The organism is Leptotrichia sp. oral taxon 215 str. W9775 (assembly GCF_000469505.1).
In the GTDB taxonomy this organism is placed as follows: domain Bacteria; phylum Fusobacteriota; class Fusobacteriia; order Fusobacteriales; family Leptotrichiaceae; genus Leptotrichia_A.
In genome coordinates, this window is the sequence record NZ_KI272824.1 from 89100 (window position 1) to 110404 (window position 21305).

Below are 21305 nucleotides of genomic sequence, written 5' to 3' on the forward strand. Positions count from 1 at the left end.
CAGGGAGAAAAATGGAAATATTAATTGTAGTAATGATAGCTGTAATACTTATAATAACAGTACTTACACTGTACCAGCTTTTTAAGATAAGAAAACAGCAGCAATTGGAAATACTCTATCTGAAAGATGAAATAGAACAGATGCTGATAAAGGAATTTATATCAAGTACAGAAAAAAGTGTAAGTGAAAATGCAAGAAGGCTTGGTGAAATTGAAAAAACAACTACACTGAGTATGAAAAATAATTTATTGCAGGGGATAGGCGAAGTTAACAATGCGTTATCAGGAAATAACGAAAAACTGTTAATGAAGTTCAATGATTTTATTCAGAAAATTGGAGTTGTAATGAATGAAAATAATCAGGGGCTGACATCAAACATAAACAGATTCAAGGATGAATTTAAAAAGAGTGTAAATGAAGATTTTGAAGCATTGAACAGAAAAATAGAAGGCAGACTTGATCTTATGAATGCCAAAGTTGAAGAAAGGCTTGCAAAGGGATTTGAAGAAACAACAAAAACTTTTGGAAGTGTTCTTGAAAGATTGGGAAAAATTGATGAAGCACAGAAAAAGATAGAATCCCTTTCAAGTAATGTTGTTTCACTTCAGGATATTCTTACAGATAAGAAAACTAGGGGAATATTTGGAGAAGTACAGCTTTATCAAATATTGGCATCGATTTTTGGAGAAAAAAATGACAGGGTATATGCAAAACAGTATAAACTCTCAAATAATACCCTTGTGGATGCAATTCTTTTTACACCTGAACCAATTGGAAATATTGCAATTGATTCGAAATTTCCGCTGGAAAATTATCGTAGAATGTACGATTCGGAATTGACAAATGAGGAAAGAATGAATGCAAGAAAAGAATTTGGGAACAATCTGAAAAAACACATTGATGATATTTCAACAAAATACATAATCAGAAATGAAACAAGTGACCAGGCAATAATGTTTTTACCTGCCGAAGCAATTTTTGCAGAAATTAATGCCTACTATACAGATATTATTGACTATGCCTACAAAAGAAATGTAAGAATAGCTTCCCCGACAACGTTGGTTTCAGTGCTGACGACAATACAGATGGTACTTACAAACATTGAAAGGGAAAAGTATGCTGATGTAATTCAGGAAGAACTTGCAAAACTTCATGAAGAATTTGGAAGATATGAAAAGAGATGGAAGGCACTTGAGAAGGATATAGACAAAATAACAAGGGATGTTAAGGATATCACAACAACGTCAAATAAAATAAGCAAAAGATTTATTGCAATATCGAATGTAAATATGTCTGAACAGATAGAAAACAGAAAAAATGAAATAATAGATATAAAGGAGCAATCTGATGATGAATAAAACAGGAAAAAATGGAATAATCTTTGGTAAATTTTACCCATTACATATAGGTCATGTGGATTTTATACAAAGGGCAAGCGGATATGTGGAGACACTATATGTTTTCGTATGTACTGATGATGAAAGGGATATGAAGCTATTTAATGAATCAAAAATGAAAAAAATGCCAACTACAAAAGATAGAATCAGATTTGTTACACAGACTTTTAAATATCAGGAAAATATAAAGGTGATTCATCTTGCGGAAGACGGAATACCGGCTTATCCTAATGGCTGGACAGGATGGGCTGACAGGGTAAAGGAAGTTCTTGCCAAAAATGAAATAAAGATAGATGTGATTTTTACAAATGAACCACAGGATGTGGAAAACTACAAAAGTAATTTTATTGATAAGGGATATACAGCAGATGTTTTTAGTGATGAGCTTGAAATAATTACAATAGACACATCAAGAAATAACTTTAACATAAGTGCGACAGAAATTCGTAAGGATCCTTATAAAAACTGGCACTTTATACCAAAATATGTAAGAGAGTTTTTTATATTGAAGGTGGGAATTATAGGGTCAGAACATTCCGGGAAAACTAATTTGACTCATAAGCTGGCAAACCATTATAATACTACATATGTAAGGGAATACAGAAAAGAATACATAAAAGAAGTGCTTCAGAATAATGAAGATAACTTGCAATATGAAGATTATAGCCAGATAGCATATGGTCAAAATCAGAAAATATCAGAAAGTGTAAAAAATGCCGACAGACTTGTTATTATTGACACAGAGTTTACTTCACTGCAGGCATATTATATAAAAAACAATGAAAGTGAACATCCTGTAATAGAAGATTTTATAAGAAACAGTAATTTTGATGTGTTAATATATATTGAAAAAACAGATCAGAAGGGAACTTTTAATGAAATACTTCAAAAGTTACTTGAAAAAAATAATAAAAAATATATAAAACTGACACATGAAAATAATACAAGCCTGACAGAAAATTATATTAAAAGTATAGAAATAATAGATAATTATATAAATCAGAAAACAGTTTAAAGTATGGAAAATACTGGAAAAGACAGTCAATTTTCATATAAGAATTTAAAAAATTAGAAATATTTTCAAAAGAAGGTTGACTTTATTAAAAAAGTATGTTATTATAATTGAGCTAGTTTATTCTGGTAATACCAATATTTATTGGGAGGGATAGAAGATATGAGAGTACAAGTGATTTTAGAATGCACTGAAACTAAGTTGAGACATTATGTTACAACTAAAAACAAAAAAACTCATCCTGAAAGATTAGAAATGAGAAAATATAATCCGGTGCTTAAAAGACATTCTCTTTATAGAGAAGTTAAATAGTACATTATATAAATAGGTCAGTAGCTCAATTGGTAGAGCATCGGTCTCCAAAACCGAGGGTTACGGGTTCGATTCCTGTCTGGCCTGCCATTTTATTTTTATGGAGATGTTTTATGAGTAAATTTAATTTAGGGAAAGCTTTCGGAAATTTACGTGAAGAATATAGAAAGATATACTGGGCAGGAAAAGCAGAAGTTTTTCATGTTACTGTAATAGTATTGTTAATAACTCTATTTATAGCGATTTATACTGTTATATTTGATACAGGATTTAACTTTATATTGTTGAAATTAACTAATACTTTAAAAAGCTTTTTAGGAGGAGCGTAAAGTGACGGAAGATTTTAATGTAGAAGAAGTAACGGAAGATGGAATTGTTTACGAAAAAAAATGGTATATAATTCATACATATTCCGGATACGAAAAAAAAGTTGCGACAGATCTTGAAAAAAGAATAGAATCTTTAAATCTTACAGACAGAGTTTTCAGAATTCTTGTTCCTGAAGAAGAAGTACTTGAAGAAAAAAGAGGAAAAATGGTGAAGGTTCCAAGAAAGCTGTTTCCTAGTTATGTAATGATTGAGATGTTATCTGTCAGAGAAGAAAATGAGTTGGGATTAGGATACCGTGTAGATAGTGATGCGTGGTACGTAATTAGAAATACCAACGGAGTAACAGGATTTGTAGGTGTGGGAAGTGACCCAATACCGTTATCCGATGAAGAAGCTTCAGATTTATTAGCTAAAATAGGAGTAGAAGCAAACGAAAACGAAAACAGATTCAATATTGATTTTAAGATAGGAGAACGTGTTGTGGTGAAGAAAGATTCTTTCTATGACCAGACAGGTGAAATATCTGATATTGATTATGAACATGGTAGAGTAACTGTCATGCTTGAAGTTTTCGGAAGATTAACTCCGGTTGAGCTTGAATATAATGAAGTGGAAAAAAGTGAATATTAGAAATTAAAAAACAAAGATTAAGTATTAGAAGAATAACGTTAGCGAAATTTTAATTTAAGAAAAAGTGGGAGATTTAAAAAATTCAGTTACCACAGAGGAGGAAAAATGGCTAAAGAAGTAATCGGGAAGATTAAATTACAATTAGAAGCAGGGAAAGCTAATCCGGCTCCACCAGTAGGACCGGCGTTAGGGCAGCACGGAGTAAACATACCTGAATTCTGTAAAGCGTTCAACGCACAAACTCAAGATAAAGCAGGATTCGTTATACCGGTAGAAATATCAGTATATGCAGATAGAAGTTTCACTTTCATTCTGAAAACACCACCTGCATCAGATTTATTGAAAAAAGCGGCTAAAGTTCAAAAAGGAGCAGGAAATTCTATAAAAGAAACTGCAGGAACAATAACAAAAGCTCAATTAAAAGAAATAGCTGAAACAAAATTACCTGATTTAAATGCTGGAAGTGTAGAAGCGGCTATGAATACAATAGCAGGAACTGCAAGAAGCATGGGAATCAAAATAACAGATTAATAATAAAAATTAATGAATTAGAAGTCTAAATTTCAAGTAGAAAAAACGGAAATCGCAGAATAATTATCAGATTAAGTGGAAGGTTATAAAAAACCAATGACCACAGAGGAGGAAATAATAAATGGCAAAAAGAGGAAAAAGATATAATGAAATTTCTCAGAAAGTAGATAAAACAAAAGTTTACACTCCAGAGGAAGCTTTGGAATTAGTATTTGAAACTAAAAGTGCTAAATTTGTGGAAACTGTAGAATTAGCAATAAGACTTGGAGTAGACCCAAGACATGCTGATCAGCAAGTAAGAGGAACTGTAGTATTACCAAATGGTACAGGGAAAAATGTAAAAATATTAACAATAACATCAGGAGAAAATATCCAGAAAGCATTAGATGCAGGATCGGATTATGCTGGTGATGATGAATACATAACAAAAATACAAGGTGGATGGATGGATTTTGATTTAGTTATAGCTACTCCAGACATGATGCCTAAATTAGGAAAATTAGGAAAAATCTTAGGAACAAAAGGATTAATGCCTAATCCTAAATCAGGAACAGTAACTACAAATGCTGAACAAACTGTAGAAGAATTCAAAAAAGGTAAAGTTGCATTTAAAGTTGACAAGTTAGGTTCTTTACACTTACCATTAGGTAAAGTTAACTTCACTAAAGAAGCAGTAACTGAAAACTTTAAAGTTGCTATGGAACAAATTATTAAATTAAAACCAGCAGCTTCAAAAGGTCAATATTTAAGATCAGTAGCTATCTCATTAACAATGGGACCTGGAATTAAAGTTGATCCGATATTAGTAGCAGCTTTTGTTGGAAAATAATTCTTGATTTTAATAAAAAAATAGTGTATAATAATTTTCGAAATGAATAATACATTTCAAAATGATAACCAAAGACAGTAGGTGGAAATTCCATAAACCCTACCGAGGTAATAGTAAATGAATAATCTATATAATATAAAGAATTCGTTAATACATACCTCTGGGCTTATTGTTTTTGTTTCAGAGGTTTTTAATATGAGGAGGTGAACAAATTGCCAGCACAATCAAAAATAGAAGCAGTAGAAAATTTAACTGCCAAATTGAAAGAAGCTAAAGCAATGGTGTTTGTTGATTACAAAGGAATCAGCGTTAACGAAGATACAGAATTAAGAAAGACTGCAAGAGAAGCAGGAGTTGAATATTTTGTAGCTAAAAACAGATTAATGAAGATAGCTCTAAAATCAGTTGGTGTTGAAACAAACTTTGATGATTTATTAGAAGGTACTACATCTTTCGCAGTAGGATATGAAGATGGTGTTGCCCCTTCAAAATTAATTTTTGATTTTGGAAAGAAAACAAAAGATAAATTAGTTATCAAAGGTGGAATGCTTGGTGGAGATAGAGTTGATGCAGCTACTGTAGAAGCATTAGCTAAATTACCTTCAAGAGACGAACTGTTAGGACAAATAGCATACGGATTACTGTCACCAGTAAGAATGTTAGCAGTAGGATTATCAAACTTAGCTGATAAACAAGCTGAAGGTGTATCAGCAGAATAATAGAAAATAAAAATAAAAAATTAAAAGAAAAAATAGGAGGAAAAAAATAATGGCATTTAATAAAGAACAATTTATAGAAGATTTAAAAGCTATGAGCGTATTAGAATTAAAAGAAGTAGTAGAAGCAATTGAAGAAACTTTTGGAGTATCTGCACAGCCAGTAGCAGTTGCAGGTGGAGCAGCAGCAGGTGGAGCAGCAGCTGAAGAAAAAACTGAATTTGATGTAATTCTTGTTTCTGCAGGAGCTGCAAAATTAGCAGTTATTAAAGAAGTAAGAGGAATCACTGGATTAGGACTGAAAGAAGCTAAAGAATTAGTTGAAGCAGGAGGAAAAGCTGTAAAAGAAGGTGTTTCTAAAGATGAAGCTGAAGCTTTAAAGGCACAATTAGAAGGTGCAGGAGCAACTGTAGAATTAAAATAATAATATACAGCATTGATAGTGAAGACACTCTTAGGTTGGAGAGTGTCTTTTTCCACTATAAAGTTTATGAAAGAAGAAAAAAAGGCTGGAAAGCTTGATTTTATTGTGTTTTTGATTTTTTGAACATTCTTTATTGTATTAATTTTTATATACACTTAACTGACTTGTAAAAAATATAAAAGTGCAAATTGGAAATTATGGAATGTAATTAAGAAATTGTAACATAAAAATTGCACAAATTTATATATGATTAAAGATATGTTCTTTAATATAGGGAGGAATTTTTTAAATGAGCAAACTTATTGAAAGATACAGTTTCGGAAAAATAGTAGACAGAGGAACAATGCCACATTTTCTTGAATTTCAGATAAATTCTTATGAAGATTTTCTACAAGCTAAAGTAGCACCTCAAAAAAGAGAAAATAAAGGATTTGAAGCGATTTTCAATGAAATTTTTCCGATTGAATCCAGTAACGGGTTATTAAAACTTGAGTATTTATGGTATGAAATACATGACAATGATGTCCCTTTAAATGATGAACTGGAATGTAAAAAGAGAGGGAAAACGTATTCAGGACAATTAAAAGTAAGATTGAAACTGACTAATAAAAAAACTCAGGAAATACAGGAAACATTAGTTCATTTTGGTGATATTCCATTGATGACGGATAAAGCAACATTCGTTATAAACGGTGCTGAGAGGGTTGTTGTTTCACAATTGCACAGATCACCGGGTATTACATTTAATAAAGAATTGAATATTCAAACTGGTAAAGATGTGTTTATTGGAAAAATAATTCCTTATAAAGGGACATGGCTCGAATTTGAAACTGATAAAAATGATATTTTAAATGTAAAAATTGATAGAAGAAAGAAAGTTTTGTCAACGGTATTTTTAAAAGCAGTTGACTTTTTCATGACTAATGAAGAAATTATGAATGAATTCTTTGAAGTGAAGGAAGTTGAACTGGCTTCACTTTATGAAAAATACAAAGGTGATGAACTTGATGAAGTATTAAGAACTAAACTTGAAGGAAGCTTCATTCATGAAGATATACTTGATGAAGAAACAGGAGAATTTGTAGCAGAATCTCAGGAATTAATTGATAATATAGTAATAGAAAAAATTAGGGAAAATACTATTCCTGCTATAAAAATCTGGGAAGTAAAACCTGAAGACAGAATAATAGCAAATTCATTAATACATGATAATACAAAGACAAATGATGAAGCTGTTATTGAAGTATTCAAGAAATTAAGACCAGGAGATTTAGTAACTGTGGAAAGTGCAAGATCACTTGTAAAACAAATGTTCTTCAATCCTCAGAGATATGACCTGGCAGATGTTGGAAGATATAAAATCAATAAAAGGTTAAAACAGGATGTACCTGAAGATATAATCGTGTTAACAAAGGAAGATGTGTTACAGACTATCGATTATGTTAAAAAACTTGTTAATGGTGAAGGATTTACAGATGATATAGATAATCTGTCAAACAGAAGGGTAAGAGGAGTTGGAGAATTACTTTCTATTCAGGTTAAAGGTGGAATGCTGAAAATGTCAAAAATGGTAAGGGAAAAAATGACAGTTCAGGATATTACAACTTTAACACCGCAAAGCTTACTTAACACTAAACCGTTAAATGCACTGATACTTGAATTCTTTGGAAGTGGACAGTTGTCACAGTTTATGGATCAGTCAAACCCGCTTGCTGAATTGACACATAAGAGAAGAATATCTGCATTAGGACCTGGAGGACTTTCAAGAGAAAGAGCGGGATTCGAAGTGCGTGACGTTCATAACTCACATTATGGAAGAATATGTCCTATAGAAACTCCGGAAGGACCGAATATAGGATTGATAGGATCATTATCTACTTATGGAAAAGTTAACAAATATGGGTTTATAGAAACTCCATTTGTTAAAATAAAAGAAGGTAAAGCAGATTTTGAGGATATAGAATATCTTGGTGCAGACGAAGAAGAAGGAAAGTTCATCGCCCAGGCAGACACATTAATAGATGAAGACGGGAACTTCCTTACAGATGAAGTAGTATGCCGTTATGGGGAAGAAATAGTAAATATAGATAAATCAAAAGTTGATTTACTGGATGTATCTCCAAAACAGCTTGTATCTGTTTCAGCAGGATTAATACCGTTCCTTGAACATGATGATGCCAACCGTGCACTTATGGGATCAAACATGCAGCGTCAGGCAGTACCATTATTGAAGACGCAGGCTCCTTATGTAGGAACAGGACTTGAAAGAAAAGTTGCAATAGATTCAGGAGCAGTTATAACTTCAAAAGCAACAGGAAAAGTAACTTATGTTGATGCAAACAGAATAACTGTAACAGATAAAAATGGTGTAGAACATAATCATAGACTGCTTAACTTTGAAAAGTCGAACCAGTCAATGTGTCTGCATCAGAAACCAATAGTAGATTTAGATGAAAAAGTTAAAAAAGGTGATATTATAGCTGACGGACCTTCAACAGCCGGTGGAGATCTAGCACTTGGAAAAAATATCCTGCTGGCATTCATGCCTTGGGAAGGATACAATTTCGAGGATGGAATTTTAATATCAGAAAGACTTAGAAAAGATGATGTATTTACATCGTTACACATTGAAGAGTTTGATATTGAATCAAGAACAACAAAACTTGGAGATGAAGAAATAACTAGGGAAATACCTAATGTTTCTGAAGAAGCACTTAAAAATCTTGATGAAAATGGAATTATAAGAATAGGGGCACACGTTACTCCGGATGATATACTTGTAGGAAAAGTAACACCTAAAGGGGAAAGTGAACCACCTGCAGAAGAAAAACTGTTGAGGGCAATTTTCGGAGAAAAGGCTAAAGATGTAAGGGATACTTCATTAAGATTACCTCACGGGGTAAAAGGAACAGTAGTTGATGTACTTGTGTTATCCAAAGAAAATGGGGATGACCTGAAAGCAGGAGTAAATCAGCTTGTAAGAATATATATTGCAGAAAAAAGAAAAATAATGGTTGGAGATAAAATGTCAGGAAGACACGGAAATAAAGGAGTTATTTCGAGAGTGCTTCCTATTGAAGATATGCCACATTTGGAAAATGGTACTCCAATTGATATATGTCTTAATCCGCTAGGGGTTCCATCACGTATGAATATCGGACAGGTATTGGAAGTGCATTTGGGACTTGCAATTGGAGATATGGATAAATATATTGCAACACCTGTATTTGATGGAGCCAGCGAAGAAGATGTAAAAGATTTCCTTGAAGATGCCGGATACAGCAGAACAGGAAAAGTTAAGCTTATAGACGGAAGAACAGGGGAACCATTTGACAATCCTGTAACTGTAGGAAGAATGTACATGCTTAAACTTCACCATCTGGTTGAGGATAAAATGCACGCCAGAGCAATCGGACCATATTCACTTGTTACACAGCAGCCTCTTGGAGGTAAAGCGCAGTTTGGTGGACAAAGATTGGGAGAAATGGAAGTATGGGCTCTTGAAGCATACGGAGCATCAAATATACTACAGGAAATGCTTACAGTAAAATCAGATGATATAGGCGGAAGAACAAAAACATATGAAGCAATAGTAAAAGGACAGCCAATGCCTGAAGCAGATGCACCTGAATCATTCAGAGTATTGATTAAGGAATTCCAGTCTTTAGGATTAGATGTTACACTTTATGACAAGGATGAAAATCCTATAGAACTTGATAAAAATATAGATTTATAATACAGAGGTAAAATGAGTAAATGTGTGTTTATTTATTCTGATGAAGGAACAGATAAGGCAGGGATAGCTTCAATCGAAGAAAATTGCAGGAAAAGATTGAAGCTTCCTTACAGGTATATAAAGTCTGAAGATATTTTAGACGGAGTATTACAAGGAAAAAATATATTTGTAATGCCTGGAGGTGCAGATTTACCCTATTGTAAAAAGCTGAATGGCCTCGGAAATAGAAAAATAAGAAAATTTATTGAAGATGGAGGTTTTTACATAGGAATATGTGCTGGAGCTTATTATGCCTGCAGAAGAATAAATTTTAAAGGAAAAGATTATGAAGTCAGTGGAGACAGAGAACTTGGACTTTTTGAAGGGACAGCAGAAGGTTCACTGCCATTTCTGACAGATGGAAATTATTTCAGTGATGACGAAGCAGAATCTAAGGCAATGATTTCACTGAAATTCAAGGAAAAATTATCCGAGGAATGTTTTTACTATCATGGAGGTCCTGTATTTATTCCTGATTCAATAATAAATCACAGATACAGGGTAATAGCAAAGTATGAAGATAACACCCCTGCAGTAATTAAGGGAAAAGCTGGAAAAGGTAATTATCTTCTTTCAGCAGTTCATTTTGAGCTTGAAAAGGAACAGTATAGGAAGTTTGTTCTGGAAAAAGCTGATATGAAGGACAAAGACAAGGAAGAAATTATCTGCAGTCATTTCACTGAAAATTATGGAAATAGAATCTGGAATGAAATAGTAAAGATAATAAATAAACAATAAAATATAAAGTTATGAAATATGGAAATATTGAGTTTGTCAGCTTTTAAAAAGCTGAAATATATATTAAGGAGGCTCTTTCTTAATGAGTATAAGAGATTTTGACAGTATTCAAATTAAATTAGCTTCACCTGAGAAGATACTAGAATGGTCTTATGGTGAAATTACAAAGGCCGAAACAATAAACTACAGAACATTAAAACCTGAAATGGACGGATTATTCTGCGAAAAAATATTCGGACCATCAAAGGATTACGAATGTTCATGTGGAAAATATAAAAGAATGAGATACAAAGGAATGACCTGTGAAAAATGTGGAGTTGAAGTAACAACTTCCAAAGTAAGAAGAGAAAGAATGGGTCATATTAAACTTGCAACTCCAATTGCACATATATGGTATTCAAAAGGTACACCTAATAAAATGAGTTTATTATTAGGAATAAGTACTAAAGAACTTGAGTCTGTATTATATTTTTCAAGATATATAGTAACTGATCCAGGGGAAACAGAACTTGAAAAAGGACAAATTTTAACAGATAGGGAATACAAGTTACATGAAAGTCAGCATAAAAATGGATTTACTGCTAAAATGGGAGCAGAAGGAATTCTAAAACTATTGGAAGAAATTGATTTGAATGTTCTTGAAAAAGAACTTGAAAATGAAATGGATACAGTAAGTTCTTCACAGAAAAGAAAGAAAATTATTAAGAGATTAAAAATAGTAAGAGATTTAATACTGGCAGGAAACAGACCTGAATGGATGATTCTGACAGTATTACCTGTTATTCCGGCAGATTTAAGACCTATGGTTCAGCTGGATGGAGGAAGATTTGCAACTTCAGATTTAAATGATTTATATAGAAGAGTTATTAACAGAAATATAAGATTACAGAAACTTATGTCAATAAAAGCTCCTGAAATAGTAATAAAAAATGAAAAAAGAATGCTTCAGGAAGCGGTAGATGCATTAATTGATAACGGTAGAAGAGGAAAACCGGTAGTAACTCAGAATAACAGGGAACTTAAGTCGCTGTCTGATATGCTTAAAGGAAAACAGGGAAGATTTAGACAGAACCTATTGGGAAAAAGGGTAGACTATTCAGGAAGATCGGTTATCGTAGTTGGACCTAGCTTAAAAATGAACCAGTGCGGACTTCCTAAGAAAATGGCACTTGAACTATATAAACCTTTCCTTATGAGAGAACTTGTAAAGAGGGAGTTAGCTTCAAATATTAAAATTGCAAAGAAAATGGTAGAAGAAGAAGATGAAAATGTATGGGAACTAATTGAAGAAATTATAAAAAATCATCCGGTACTGTTAAACCGTGCCCCAACATTACATAGACTTTCAATACAGGCATTTGAGCCAATTCTGATAGAAGGTAAAGCAATAAGACTGCATCCGTTAGTATGTTCTGCCTTCAACGCCGATTTTGATGGTGACCAGATGGCAGTCCATCTTGTACTTTCAAATGAAGCACAGATGGAAGCTAAACTTTTAATGCTGGCAACAAATAACATTCTTGCCCCTTCAAGTGGGAAACCAATTGCAGTACCTTCACAGGATATGGTTATGGGATGTTACTATATGACTAAGGAAAAAAGAGGAGTAAAAGGTGAAGGAAAAATCTTCTCGAATAAAAATCAGTTAATCACTGCACATCAGTCTAAACAGGTTGATACACACTCACTTGTAAAAGTTAGAATTGATGGAGAATTAATAGAAACAACACCGGGAAGATTAATGTTTAATACGATGCTTCCTAAAGAAGTAAGAGATTATTCAAAAACTTTTGGTAAAGGGGAACTTGGAAAACTTATTGCCGACCTTTACAAGAAATTTGGATTTGCAAAAACTTCAGAATTAATAGATAAAATAAAGGATTTTGGATTCCATTACGGAACAATGGCCGGAATTACAGTAGGAATAGAAGATCTGGAAATTCCTGAAACTAAGAAGGCTATACTTGAAAAAGCCGAAGCTGATGTTGCTGAAATTGAACAGCAGTATAAATCAGGAGAAATAATAGATATTGAAAGATATAGAAGAACAGTTGCTATATGGTCAGAAGCAGTAGAGGAAATTACAACTGAAATGATGGATAATCTTGATGAATTTAACCCGGTATACATGATGGCGAATTCAGGAGCCAGAGGATCTATTAAACAGATGAGACAGCTTGGAGGAATGCGTGGTCTGATGTCAGATACACAGGGACGTATTATAGAGGTACCTATAAAGGCGAACTTCAGGGAAGGTCTTAACATACTGGAATTCTTCATGTCATCACATGGAGCGAGAAAAGGTCTTGCGGATACGGCACTAAGAACGGCGGATTCAGGATACCTTACTCGTAGACTAGTTGATATTTCCCATGAAGTTATAGTTAACCACGATGATTGCGGCTGTGACGGTGGAATAGTAGTTTCTGATCTTGTTGATGCAGGAAAAGTAATAGAAAAGCTTGGAGAAAGAATATACGGAAGAAACCTTGCTGAAGATCTTGTACATAATGGAGAAGTGATTGCTACTAGAAATACAATGATAACAGAAGATTTAGTAAAGAAAATCGAAGAACTTGAAATCAGGGAAGTAAAAATAAGAACTCCGTTAACATGTAAGCTTGAAAAAGGAGTATGTAAAAAATGTTATGGAGTGGATCTGTCCAACCATAAAGAAATACTTAAGGGAGAAGCGGTAGGAGTTGTTGCTGCACAGTCAATCGGAGAACCTGGTACACAGCTTACAATGCGTACATTCCATACAGGAGGAGTTGCGACAGCTGCAGAAGTTCAATCCAATTATAAGGCTGAAGTAGCAGGAAAAGTAAAACTTAAAGATATTAAAACTCTTGAAAATGATAAGGGAGTAGAAGTAGTAGTTTCCCAGACAGGAAGAATAATTATAGGAAAACATAGATATGAAGTGCCTTCAGGATCAATCCTTAAGGTAAAGGATGGGGAAAGTGTAGAAAGAGATCAGCTTTTAGTTGAATTTGATCCTTATCAGATACCTATAATTACTTCTGAAGCAGGAAAAGTAGAATTTAGAGACATCTATGTAAGGGAAAATATTGATGTTAAATATGGAGTTACAGAAAGAATAGCCATAAAACCTGTAGAAAGCAGTGATGTAAACCCTAGAATTATAATTTACAGCAAAAACAAGAAAGTTGCTGAATACAGTATTCCATATGGAGCATATCTAATGGTAAAAGAAGGGGATACAGTTAAAAAAGGTCAGATTATAACAAAAATCCTGAAAACAGGAGAAGGAAACAAGGATATTACGGGAGGTCTTCCAAGAGTACAGGAATTATTTGAAGCACGTAATCCAAAAGGAAAGGCAACTCTGACAGAAGTAGCAGGACGTGTTGTATTCTCAGATAAGAAAAGAAAAGGTATGAGACTTATAACGATTGAAGATCCTGAATCAGGAAAAATTATCAAGGAATATACAGTTCCAGTAGGAGAACACCTTGTAGTAACAAATGAAATGCTTATTGAAAAAGGTGCAAAAATTACTGACGGACCTGTATCACCACACGATATACTGAAAATAAAAGGACTTGTAGCTGCCCAGCAGTTTATACTGGAATCAGTACAGCAAGTGTATAGGGAACAAGGCGTTCCAATAAATGATAAACACATTGAAATAATCGTTAAACAGATGTTCCAGAAGGTTAAAATAAGAGAAGCAGGAGATACATTATTCCTTGAAGACGAATTAATCGACAAGAAAATAGTGGAAAGAGAAAATGCTAAATTAATCGAAAAAGGTAAAACTCCTGCAACATATGAACCTGTAATACAAGGTATAACTAAAGCCGCAGTAAATACAGAAAGCTTTATCTCAGCATCGTCATTCCAGGAAACAACAAAAGTTCTTGCAAATGCCGCTGTTGAAGGAAAAATAGATAAGCTTGAAGGATTGAAGGAAAATGTAATTATAGGTAAGAAAATACCAAGTGGAACAGGATTCAAGGATTACAAGCACATAAAAGTAACATTGAAAAATGAAGTGCTGGAAGATGAAGTTCTTGCAGAAGAAACAGCAGAAGAAATTATAGTAGTTAAAGAATAGAATATTAAGATAGGAGATGAAGGCTGAAATAATTGAGAATGTAAATTTTTCCAGCCTTTCATTCTCTAAAAAGAGGTTGACATGAGAGGAAAACTAATTATAGTATCAGGACCCAGTGGTTCAGGTAAATCAACAGTAACTAAAATTGTAAAAGACAAGCTTAATATTCCTCTTTCAATTTCTGCAACTACAAGAAATCCAAGAGACGGGGAAATTGACGGAAAAGATTATTTTTTCCTATCTAAAGAGGAATTTAAGAATAAAATTGCCAATGATGAATTTTATGAATATGCAGAAGTTCATGGAAATTATTACGGTACACTGAAAAAAACAGTAGAGGAAAATCTTGATAAAGGTCTTAATGTAATACTGGAAATTGATGTTCAGGGGGCACTTATAGCCAAGGAAAAAAAGAAGGATGCTATTTTAGTATTCTTCAGAACAAAAGATATGGACATCCTTGAAAAAAGACTGCGTGACAGAAAAACAGATTCAGAAGAAGTAATACAGACAAGACTGAAGAATGCTGAAACTGAGCTGAAGTATGAAGATAAATATAATTATACGATTATAAATGAAAATTTGGATGATTCAATACAGGAATTAATAGATATAATAGAAGGATAAGCTTTGAATTATTCCCTGAATGGAGGAAAAATGAAAAAAGAAAAAATAACTATTGATGATTTATTATCAAAAATACCTAATAAATATGAGTTGGCAATAGTTGCAGGAAAAGTAGCAAAAAAAGAGTTTATGAAGGGTAATGAAAAATTTAAGATCATGGATAATGTGTTTGAGGACATTATGAATGATGAAATTGAAATTAAAGAATAAATAAATTTTACTTAATGATATTGACTATTTAGAAATATAAAATATACTTATAGTGGGATGAAAAAATTGAGGTGATTTATGTATAAAGATGAAGAAATAGAAAAGTTTCTTGAAAATCTGGATATAGTACAGGTCATAGGGGAATATGTAACATTAAAGAAGACAGGTGCTAATTATAAAGGATTTTCACCATTTAAAGAAGAAAGAACGCCGTCTTTTGTTGTAAGTCCCACAAAAAATATATTTAAGGACTTTAGTACAGGAATAGGCGGAAATGCTATATCATTTTACATGAAGATAAATAATATCACTTTTTATGAGGCTGTAGAGGAATTGTCTGAAAAATATAACGTACCCATAAAAAAATTGAATATAAGTAAGAAAAATTTACTCCAGAATGAAAAATACTACGAAATAATGAGGGAGGCCCAAAGAATTTTCAGTGAAAATATTCTGAAATCGGAGCAGGCATTGAAATATATGGAGAATCGAGGTTTTTCTCTGGAAGAAATAAAAAAGTACGGAATAGGATTTTCATTTGACACATGGGACAGTTTACTGAATGCGCTCAAGGAAAAGGGATATTCAGAAGAGGATATGCTGGAATTAGGACTTGTTAGAAAAAATGACAGGGGAAATGTTTTTGATTATTTTAGAAACAGAATTATGTTTCCAATATATAATGAAACAATGAAGCCTGTCGGATTTGGAGGAAGGATTATTATAAACAATGATAATTCTCCAAAATATTTGAATTCGCCTGATTCTAAAATCTTTAAAAAAGGAAACGAACTATTCGGTTTATACAACAGAGGGGAAAATATAAAGAAAAAAGGACTAGCCATATTGATGGAAGGATATTTGGATGTGCTTTCTGCCCATAAAAATAACTTTCCCAATGCAGTGGCCAGTTTGGGAACGGCTTTTACTGAAGGACAGGCAAAACTTCTGAAAAAGTATACGAATAACATAATAATAGCCTATGATAATGACAGTGCCGGTAAGGAGGCAGTATTAAAAGCTGCAGATATACTGAAAAAAGATGATTTCAATATACGATGTCTGTCAATTGAAGGAGAAGTAAAGGATCCTGATGAATATTTAAGAAAATATGGCAGAAAAAAATTTTTAGAAATATTGAAAACTTCAAAGGGAATTTTTGATTATCTCTTTGATGAATATTCTAAAGAACTGAATTTGAATGAAATAACCGGAAAAAGGAAAATGATTGAAAAGTTCAGAAGTTTTTTTGCCAATGTAACAAACAATACAGAAAAAAATCTGTATATAAGTAAACTTTCTGTGGAACTGGGGATAGATAAGGAAGTTCTTGTAGGAGAGTTTGGCAGCTTTTCCAATATTAAAGGAAAGTATAGAAAGAATTTCAGAAAAGAAGAAAAAGTTGTAAGTAAAGCAAAAAAAGATGAATTTTATAATTCCCTTGAAATAGAAACTCTGAAGTTTCTGTTAAAATATAAAAATAACCTTTCTTCAGAAAAACAGGAGCATTGCGAAAAGTTTTATGACAAGGTGTTCGAAAATGTCATTTACAGGGATATAATGGAAAAACTGAAGACAGTCAACTTCGAAATGGACAAACTGGATACTCTGGCACTGGAGGAAGAAGAGAGGGAATTAATAACGACTATGAAGTTAAGAGCAGAAGCAGATATCGAAAATGAAGGAAGACATTATAAAGATATTTTTGTAGGATGGTTTTTAAGAGAAATTGATCATATGCGTGAAGTTATTGACAGAAAAAATGAGATGTATGTAGTTTTGAGACGGTTGGAATCCGAATTGAAAATAATTCATAACATTGAAGAAATAGAAAAAATGTATAAAGAATTTAAGTTGATAAGGAGATCAGATTATGTCTGAGAAAAATGAAAACCTAAGAAGCAATCTTGCTAATTTTATAAAAAAAGCTAAAGAAGATAAAATTGTCAGCTACGAAGAAATTAATTCAATTCTATCAGATGATTTTTCTGTTGAAAAAACAGAAAAATTAATAAAAAAATTGATAGATGTCGGAGTTCAAATAGTAGATACATTAAAAGATAAGCAGGATTTAATAGAAAGTGCAGAACTGCTTGAAGAAATGGAAAATGGAGAAATCGATGTCTCTGAAATGGATATTGATGATGAATTTGTTGAAAGTGAAATAGATGAATCAGAAGTAGATAAACTTCTTCAGACAGATTTGTTAAAAATGGCAGAAAGCATGGATGTAGATGAACCTATTAAAATGTATTTGAGGGAAATAGGTCAGATACCTCTGCTTAGTTATGATGAAGAAATAGAGTATGCACAGAGGGTTCTTAAAGGTGACGAGGAAGCAAAACAGAAACTGATAGAGTCAAATTTAAGGCTGGTAGTAAGTATAGCCAAGAAACATACAAATAGAGGGTTGAAAATGCTGGATTTAATTCAGGAAGGTAATATGGGATTAATGAAAGCTGTGGAAAAATTTGAATATGAAAAAGGATTTAAATTTTCTACGTATGCCACATGGTGGATAAGACAGGCTATAACACGTGCAATAGCCGATCAGGGAAGAACTATAAGAATACCGGTACACATGATAGAAACTATAAATAAGATAAAGAAAGAAAGCAGAATCATACTTCAGGAAACAGGTAAGGAACCTACTGCCGAAGAGTTGGCAAAAAAACTTGAAATACCAGTGGATAAAGTGAAAAATATACTGGAAATGAACCAGGATCCCATTTCACTGGAAACTCCTGTTGGAAGTGAAGAAGATAGTGAACTTGGAGATTTTGTTGAAGATGACAAGTTTGCAAATCCTTATGATGCTACAACAAGAGTACTGCTGAAGGAACAGCTTGATGAAGTGTTGAAGACTCTTAATGAAAGAGAAGAAATGGTTCTGAGGTATAGATATGGTCTTGATGACGGTTCACAAAAAACACTTGAAGAAGTTGGAAAAATTTTCAATGTAACAAGGGAACGTATCAGACAGATAGAAGTTAAAGCGTTGAGAAAATTAAGACATCCAAGCAGAAGAAAAAAATTGGAAGACTACAGGAGCTAAGTAATAACTGGCTCCTTTAATAATAAATAGATAAAAAAATAAGGGGAAAAAAATGATTGAAAGAATAGTGGAAGACGTAAGAAAAAATGGAAGTTTCAGTTTTGAAAAGATAATTGAGAATAATAATCTTTCTGATGATGAGTTTTTCGAATTCTTAAAGTTTGTTTATCAGGATAATATTCCAGAAGTCAGAACATCTGTTGATGGTAAAGATTTTATTGTTCTGGAAGATGAAAATTACTATGTTGAAGAAAAGGAAACAATAAAAGCCTATCTTGAAAATGTGAAGGAAAAAAATGAAGAAATGGCAGAAATCAATGAAAAAACTGTAATTACAGATGAAAATAGGACTGAAATGGTAGAGAAATATTTGAAAATTGCAGTGAGGGAAAGTCTGCTTTATTCTAAATATGGTTTTTCATTCTTAGATATGGTGCAGGAAGCAACTTTGGGAGTAATAACAGCTTTAAATTATTATGAAAAAATATTATTGATGACTGAAGAAATGGAATTTTTCATTAAAAATTTTGCAGTAAAGTACATACTTGAATTTCAGAAGGATCTTTTAAAGGATATAAAGGCTTCAGAGCTTTCCTATATTTTATATCTTAAAGTTAAGGTAGACAAGGAATTAGGTCATACAGTGGATGAAATAAGTAAACGTATGAATGTAACTAAGGAATATATTGAAAAGCTGGAAAAATTATTTGATAATGTGGAACTGGATGAGATGCTGGAAAGCAGTCAGATACTTGAAAAAGCAAATAAAATAACACAGATGTACATACTGGAAAATATTCCTAAAAAACTGAGCTATATTGATGAAAGAATTTTAGTCATGTCTTATGGTCTTGATGATAAAATTTATTCAGAAAATGAAATTGCGAAGTCACTTAACATAGCAAAGCATAATGTAAATATACTGAAGGAAAAGGCACTGAATAAACTGTCAATAGACCTTTTGAAAAATGAATTTATGAAGAACAGTGAAGAAACAGATTATACAGTGAATTAATGAAAATAATAAAAAAGGAAGGAAGGTTTATAGATAAATATACAGAAATATTTATCTTACAGGAAAAATGCAGGTAAAAGATATAGTAGGAGAATTACATACAATTTATAATCCAAAACTGGCAGAAGACTGGGATAACGTAGGACTTCTTGTAGGAAATGAAAATTCAGAAGTGAATACAGTACTTTTGTGCCTTGATATCACTGAAGAAGTTGTAGACAGGGCAGTAAAAGAAAATGTAGATTTAATAATTTCACACCATCCTTTCATATTTAGCGGATTAAAAAGAATTACGAGTGAAACTGTACATGGCAGAAAAATTCTGAAGATTATTGAAAATAAAATAGCAGTATATTCAGGGCATACAAATGTAGACTTTGGAATAAATGGTTTAAATGATTATATATTTTATAAGCTTGATTTAAATGGAAAATTGGAAATATATAACGAATTTGAATGTGAAGGATATAATTACATAAAACATAAAAATGAGAATATAAAAGGTGGAAGTGTCAGAATAAAAACCCTTAATCATGAAATGGAATTATCAGATTTGATTAGGGTAATAAAAGAAAAGCTTGGCCTTGAATTTGTAAGATATGTTGGAGAAAATAGAAAAATCCGTAAAATAGGACTTGTTACAGGTGGTGGAAGTTCTTTTATGCATAGTGTAAAAGAAAAGATAGATGTTTTTTTAACGGGAGACTTAAGATATCATGAATCTCTTGACACGTTGGAAGAAGGTGGAATATTAATAGATATAGGACATTATGAAAGCGAGTATCTGTTTGCTGAATTAATGGAACTTCAAGTTTCACAATTTTTCAAAGGTAAAATAATAAAACATTTTGGAGAACCTGTCTTTAAGCTAGGGTAGAATTATAAGACTGGAAATAATAGGGGTCTGATTACAGACAATATAAAATAAAGAGATAACTAATTGAAAAAAAAAATTCTAAAGATATAATATACATAATAAACTACAAAAAAGAGGTAAGGTTATGACAAAGAAAAAGATTTTAATTTTATTGGGAGTTATAGTTTTAACTGTAAATTCATGTGTAGCAGTAGCGGCGGCAGGAGTAGGGGCCGGAGTTGGATATTACTGCGGTACAACATCGAGATGTACAGGAAAATAAAAATATGTTATAATAAAGAACAAAAGGTTTCGGAGTCAATCGCCTGAATATTTCAGGAGGAAAGTCCGGACTTCGCAGGGCAAGGGAGACAGCTAATGGCTGTTGGAAGAAATTCTAAGGAAAGTGCCACAGAAAATATACCGCCTGAAATTCAGGTAAGGGTGAAATGGTAGTGTAAGAGACTACCGGTGATTTAAGAAATTAAGTCAGCCGGGTAAACCCCTCCCGAAGCAAGAATAAGTAGAAAGTGGTTAAGAGGCTGCCCGTCTTCACTTAATGGGTAATTCGCTAAAACCGGCAGGTAACTGCCTGTTTAGATAAATGATTGGCAAATACAGAATCCGGCTTATGCCGAGACCTTTTAAAAAACTGTAAAAAAATGTAAAGAACTTATAGAAAAAATAAAGTATTTATTTATAGAAAGAGTGTTTTTTAGCACTCTTCTTTTAATATTAAAAAAATATTTAGTAGAAAAAAATATTTA

At 32.5% G+C, this 21305-nt stretch carries 19 protein-coding genes, 1 tRNA gene, 1 other RNA gene and 1 other annotated feature; all 21 genes read left to right on the plus strand.

Features of this window, described 5'->3' with window-relative positions; all coding sequences use genetic code 11:
• Positions 1-11 precede the first annotated feature (11 nt).
• The 21 genes from HMPREF1984_RS00645 (at position 12) to rnpB (ending at position 21186) form a co-directional block, all read left to right on the plus strand.
• Positions 12-1358, plus strand: coding sequence for a DNA recombination protein RmuC (locus HMPREF1984_RS00645; RefSeq protein WP_021765927.1), 1347 nt, complete (start codon positions 12-14; stop codon positions 1356-1358).
• Positions 1348-2412: a multifunctional transcriptional regulator/nicotinamide-nucleotide adenylyltransferase/ribosylnicotinamide kinase NadR gene (nadR, locus tag HMPREF1984_RS00650; protein WP_021765928.1), complete on the plus strand. Its 1065-nt coding sequence runs from the start codon at positions 1348-1350 to the stop codon at positions 2410-2412. Before HMPREF1984_RS00645 ends, nadR begins: the two co-directional genes overlap by 11 nt.
• 159 nt (positions 2413-2571) lie before the next feature.
• Positions 2572-2721, plus strand: a complete 150-nt coding sequence (rpmG, locus tag HMPREF1984_RS00655; RefSeq protein ID WP_006807173.1) for a 50S ribosomal protein L33 — start codon at positions 2572-2574, stop codon at positions 2719-2721.
• Positions 2722-2735: 14 nt separating this feature from the next.
• Positions 2736-2811 (plus strand) — tRNA-Trp (locus HMPREF1984_RS00660).
• A 23-nt stretch (positions 2812-2834) separates the two neighbouring features.
• The gene (gene secE, locus HMPREF1984_RS00665; protein ID WP_021765930.1) at positions 2835-3050 is read left to right on the plus strand and encodes a preprotein translocase subunit SecE; all 216 of its coding nucleotides are present in this window, start codon (positions 2835-2837) and stop codon (positions 3048-3050) included.
• Between the two features lies 1 nt (position 3051).
• Complete coding sequence (nusG, locus tag HMPREF1984_RS00670) at positions 3052-3681, plus strand: transcription termination/antitermination protein NusG (protein WP_021765931.1); 630 nt, start codon at positions 3052-3054, stop codon at positions 3679-3681.
• A gap of 105 nt (positions 3682-3786) precedes the next feature.
• Positions 3787-4212, plus strand: a complete 426-nt coding sequence (rplK, locus tag HMPREF1984_RS00675) for a 50S ribosomal protein L11 (RefSeq protein WP_021765932.1) — start codon at positions 3787-3789, stop codon at positions 4210-4212.
• Between the two features lie 121 nt (positions 4213-4333).
• On the plus strand, positions 4334-5041 hold the full coding sequence (gene rplA, locus HMPREF1984_RS00680) for a 50S ribosomal protein L1 (RefSeq protein ID WP_021765933.1): 708 nt from the start codon (positions 4334-4336) through the stop codon (positions 5039-5041).
• Between the two features lie 50 nt (positions 5042-5091).
• Positions 5092-5243, plus strand: a sequence feature (ribosomal protein L10 leader region).
• 10 nt (positions 5244-5253) lie between these two features.
• Complete coding sequence (gene rplJ, locus HMPREF1984_RS00685) at positions 5254-5760, plus strand: 50S ribosomal protein L10 (protein WP_036099241.1); 507 nt, start codon at positions 5254-5256, stop codon at positions 5758-5760.
• 49 nt (positions 5761-5809) lie between these two features.
• Positions 5810-6181: a 50S ribosomal protein L7/L12 gene (rplL, locus tag HMPREF1984_RS00690; RefSeq protein ID WP_021765935.1), complete on the plus strand. Its 372-nt coding sequence runs from the start codon at positions 5810-5812 to the stop codon at positions 6179-6181.
• Between the two features lie 289 nt (positions 6182-6470).
• Complete coding sequence (rpoB, locus tag HMPREF1984_RS00695) at positions 6471-9917, plus strand: DNA-directed RNA polymerase subunit beta (RefSeq protein WP_021765936.1); 3447 nt, start codon at positions 6471-6473, stop codon at positions 9915-9917.
• Between the two features lie 12 nt (positions 9918-9929).
• Positions 9930-10694: a BPL-N domain-containing protein gene (locus tag HMPREF1984_RS00700; protein WP_021765937.1), complete on the plus strand. Its 765-nt coding sequence runs from the start codon at positions 9930-9932 to the stop codon at positions 10692-10694.
• An 82-nt stretch (positions 10695-10776) separates the two neighbouring features.
• Positions 10777-14775 (plus strand): DNA-directed RNA polymerase subunit beta', encoded by a 3999-nt coding sequence (gene rpoC, locus HMPREF1984_RS00705; protein WP_021765938.1) that lies wholly within the window; start codon positions 10777-10779, stop codon positions 14773-14775.
• Positions 14776-14856: 81 nt separating this feature from the next.
• The gene (gmk, locus tag HMPREF1984_RS00710) at positions 14857-15402 is read left to right on the plus strand and encodes a guanylate kinase (RefSeq protein ID WP_021765939.1); all 546 of its coding nucleotides are present in this window, start codon (positions 14857-14859) and stop codon (positions 15400-15402) included.
• Positions 15403-15432: 30 nt separating this feature from the next.
• Entirely contained in the window at positions 15433-15612 is a 180-nt protein-coding gene (rpoZ, locus tag HMPREF1984_RS00715) for a DNA-directed RNA polymerase subunit omega (RefSeq protein ID WP_021765940.1), read from the plus strand.
• A gap of 78 nt (positions 15613-15690) precedes the next feature.
• Complete coding sequence (gene dnaG, locus HMPREF1984_RS00720; protein WP_021765941.1) at positions 15691-17493, plus strand: DNA primase; 1803 nt, start codon at positions 15691-15693, stop codon at positions 17491-17493.
• The gene (rpoD, locus tag HMPREF1984_RS00725; protein ID WP_021765942.1) at positions 17486-18667 is read left to right on the plus strand and encodes an RNA polymerase sigma factor RpoD; all 1182 of its coding nucleotides are present in this window, start codon (positions 17486-17488) and stop codon (positions 18665-18667) included. The genes dnaG and rpoD overlap by 8 nt, the downstream gene beginning before the upstream one ends.
• Positions 18668-18719: 52 nt before the next feature.
• Entirely contained in the window at positions 18720-19682 is a 963-nt protein-coding gene (locus HMPREF1984_RS00730; RefSeq protein WP_021765943.1) for a hypothetical protein, read from the plus strand.
• A gap of 67 nt (positions 19683-19749) precedes the next feature.
• Positions 19750-20559, plus strand: coding sequence for a Nif3-like dinuclear metal center hexameric protein (locus HMPREF1984_RS00735; protein ID WP_021765944.1), 810 nt, complete (start codon positions 19750-19752; stop codon positions 20557-20559).
• 124 nt (positions 20560-20683) lie between these two features.
• On the plus strand, positions 20684-20821 hold the full coding sequence (locus HMPREF1984_RS11250) for a hypothetical protein (protein ID WP_021765945.1): 138 nt from the start codon (positions 20684-20686) through the stop codon (positions 20819-20821).
• A gap of 23 nt (positions 20822-20844) precedes the next feature.
• Positions 20845-21186: RNase P RNA component class A (rnpB, locus tag HMPREF1984_RS10840), an RNA gene on the plus strand.
• Positions 21187-21305 lie beyond the last annotated feature (119 nt).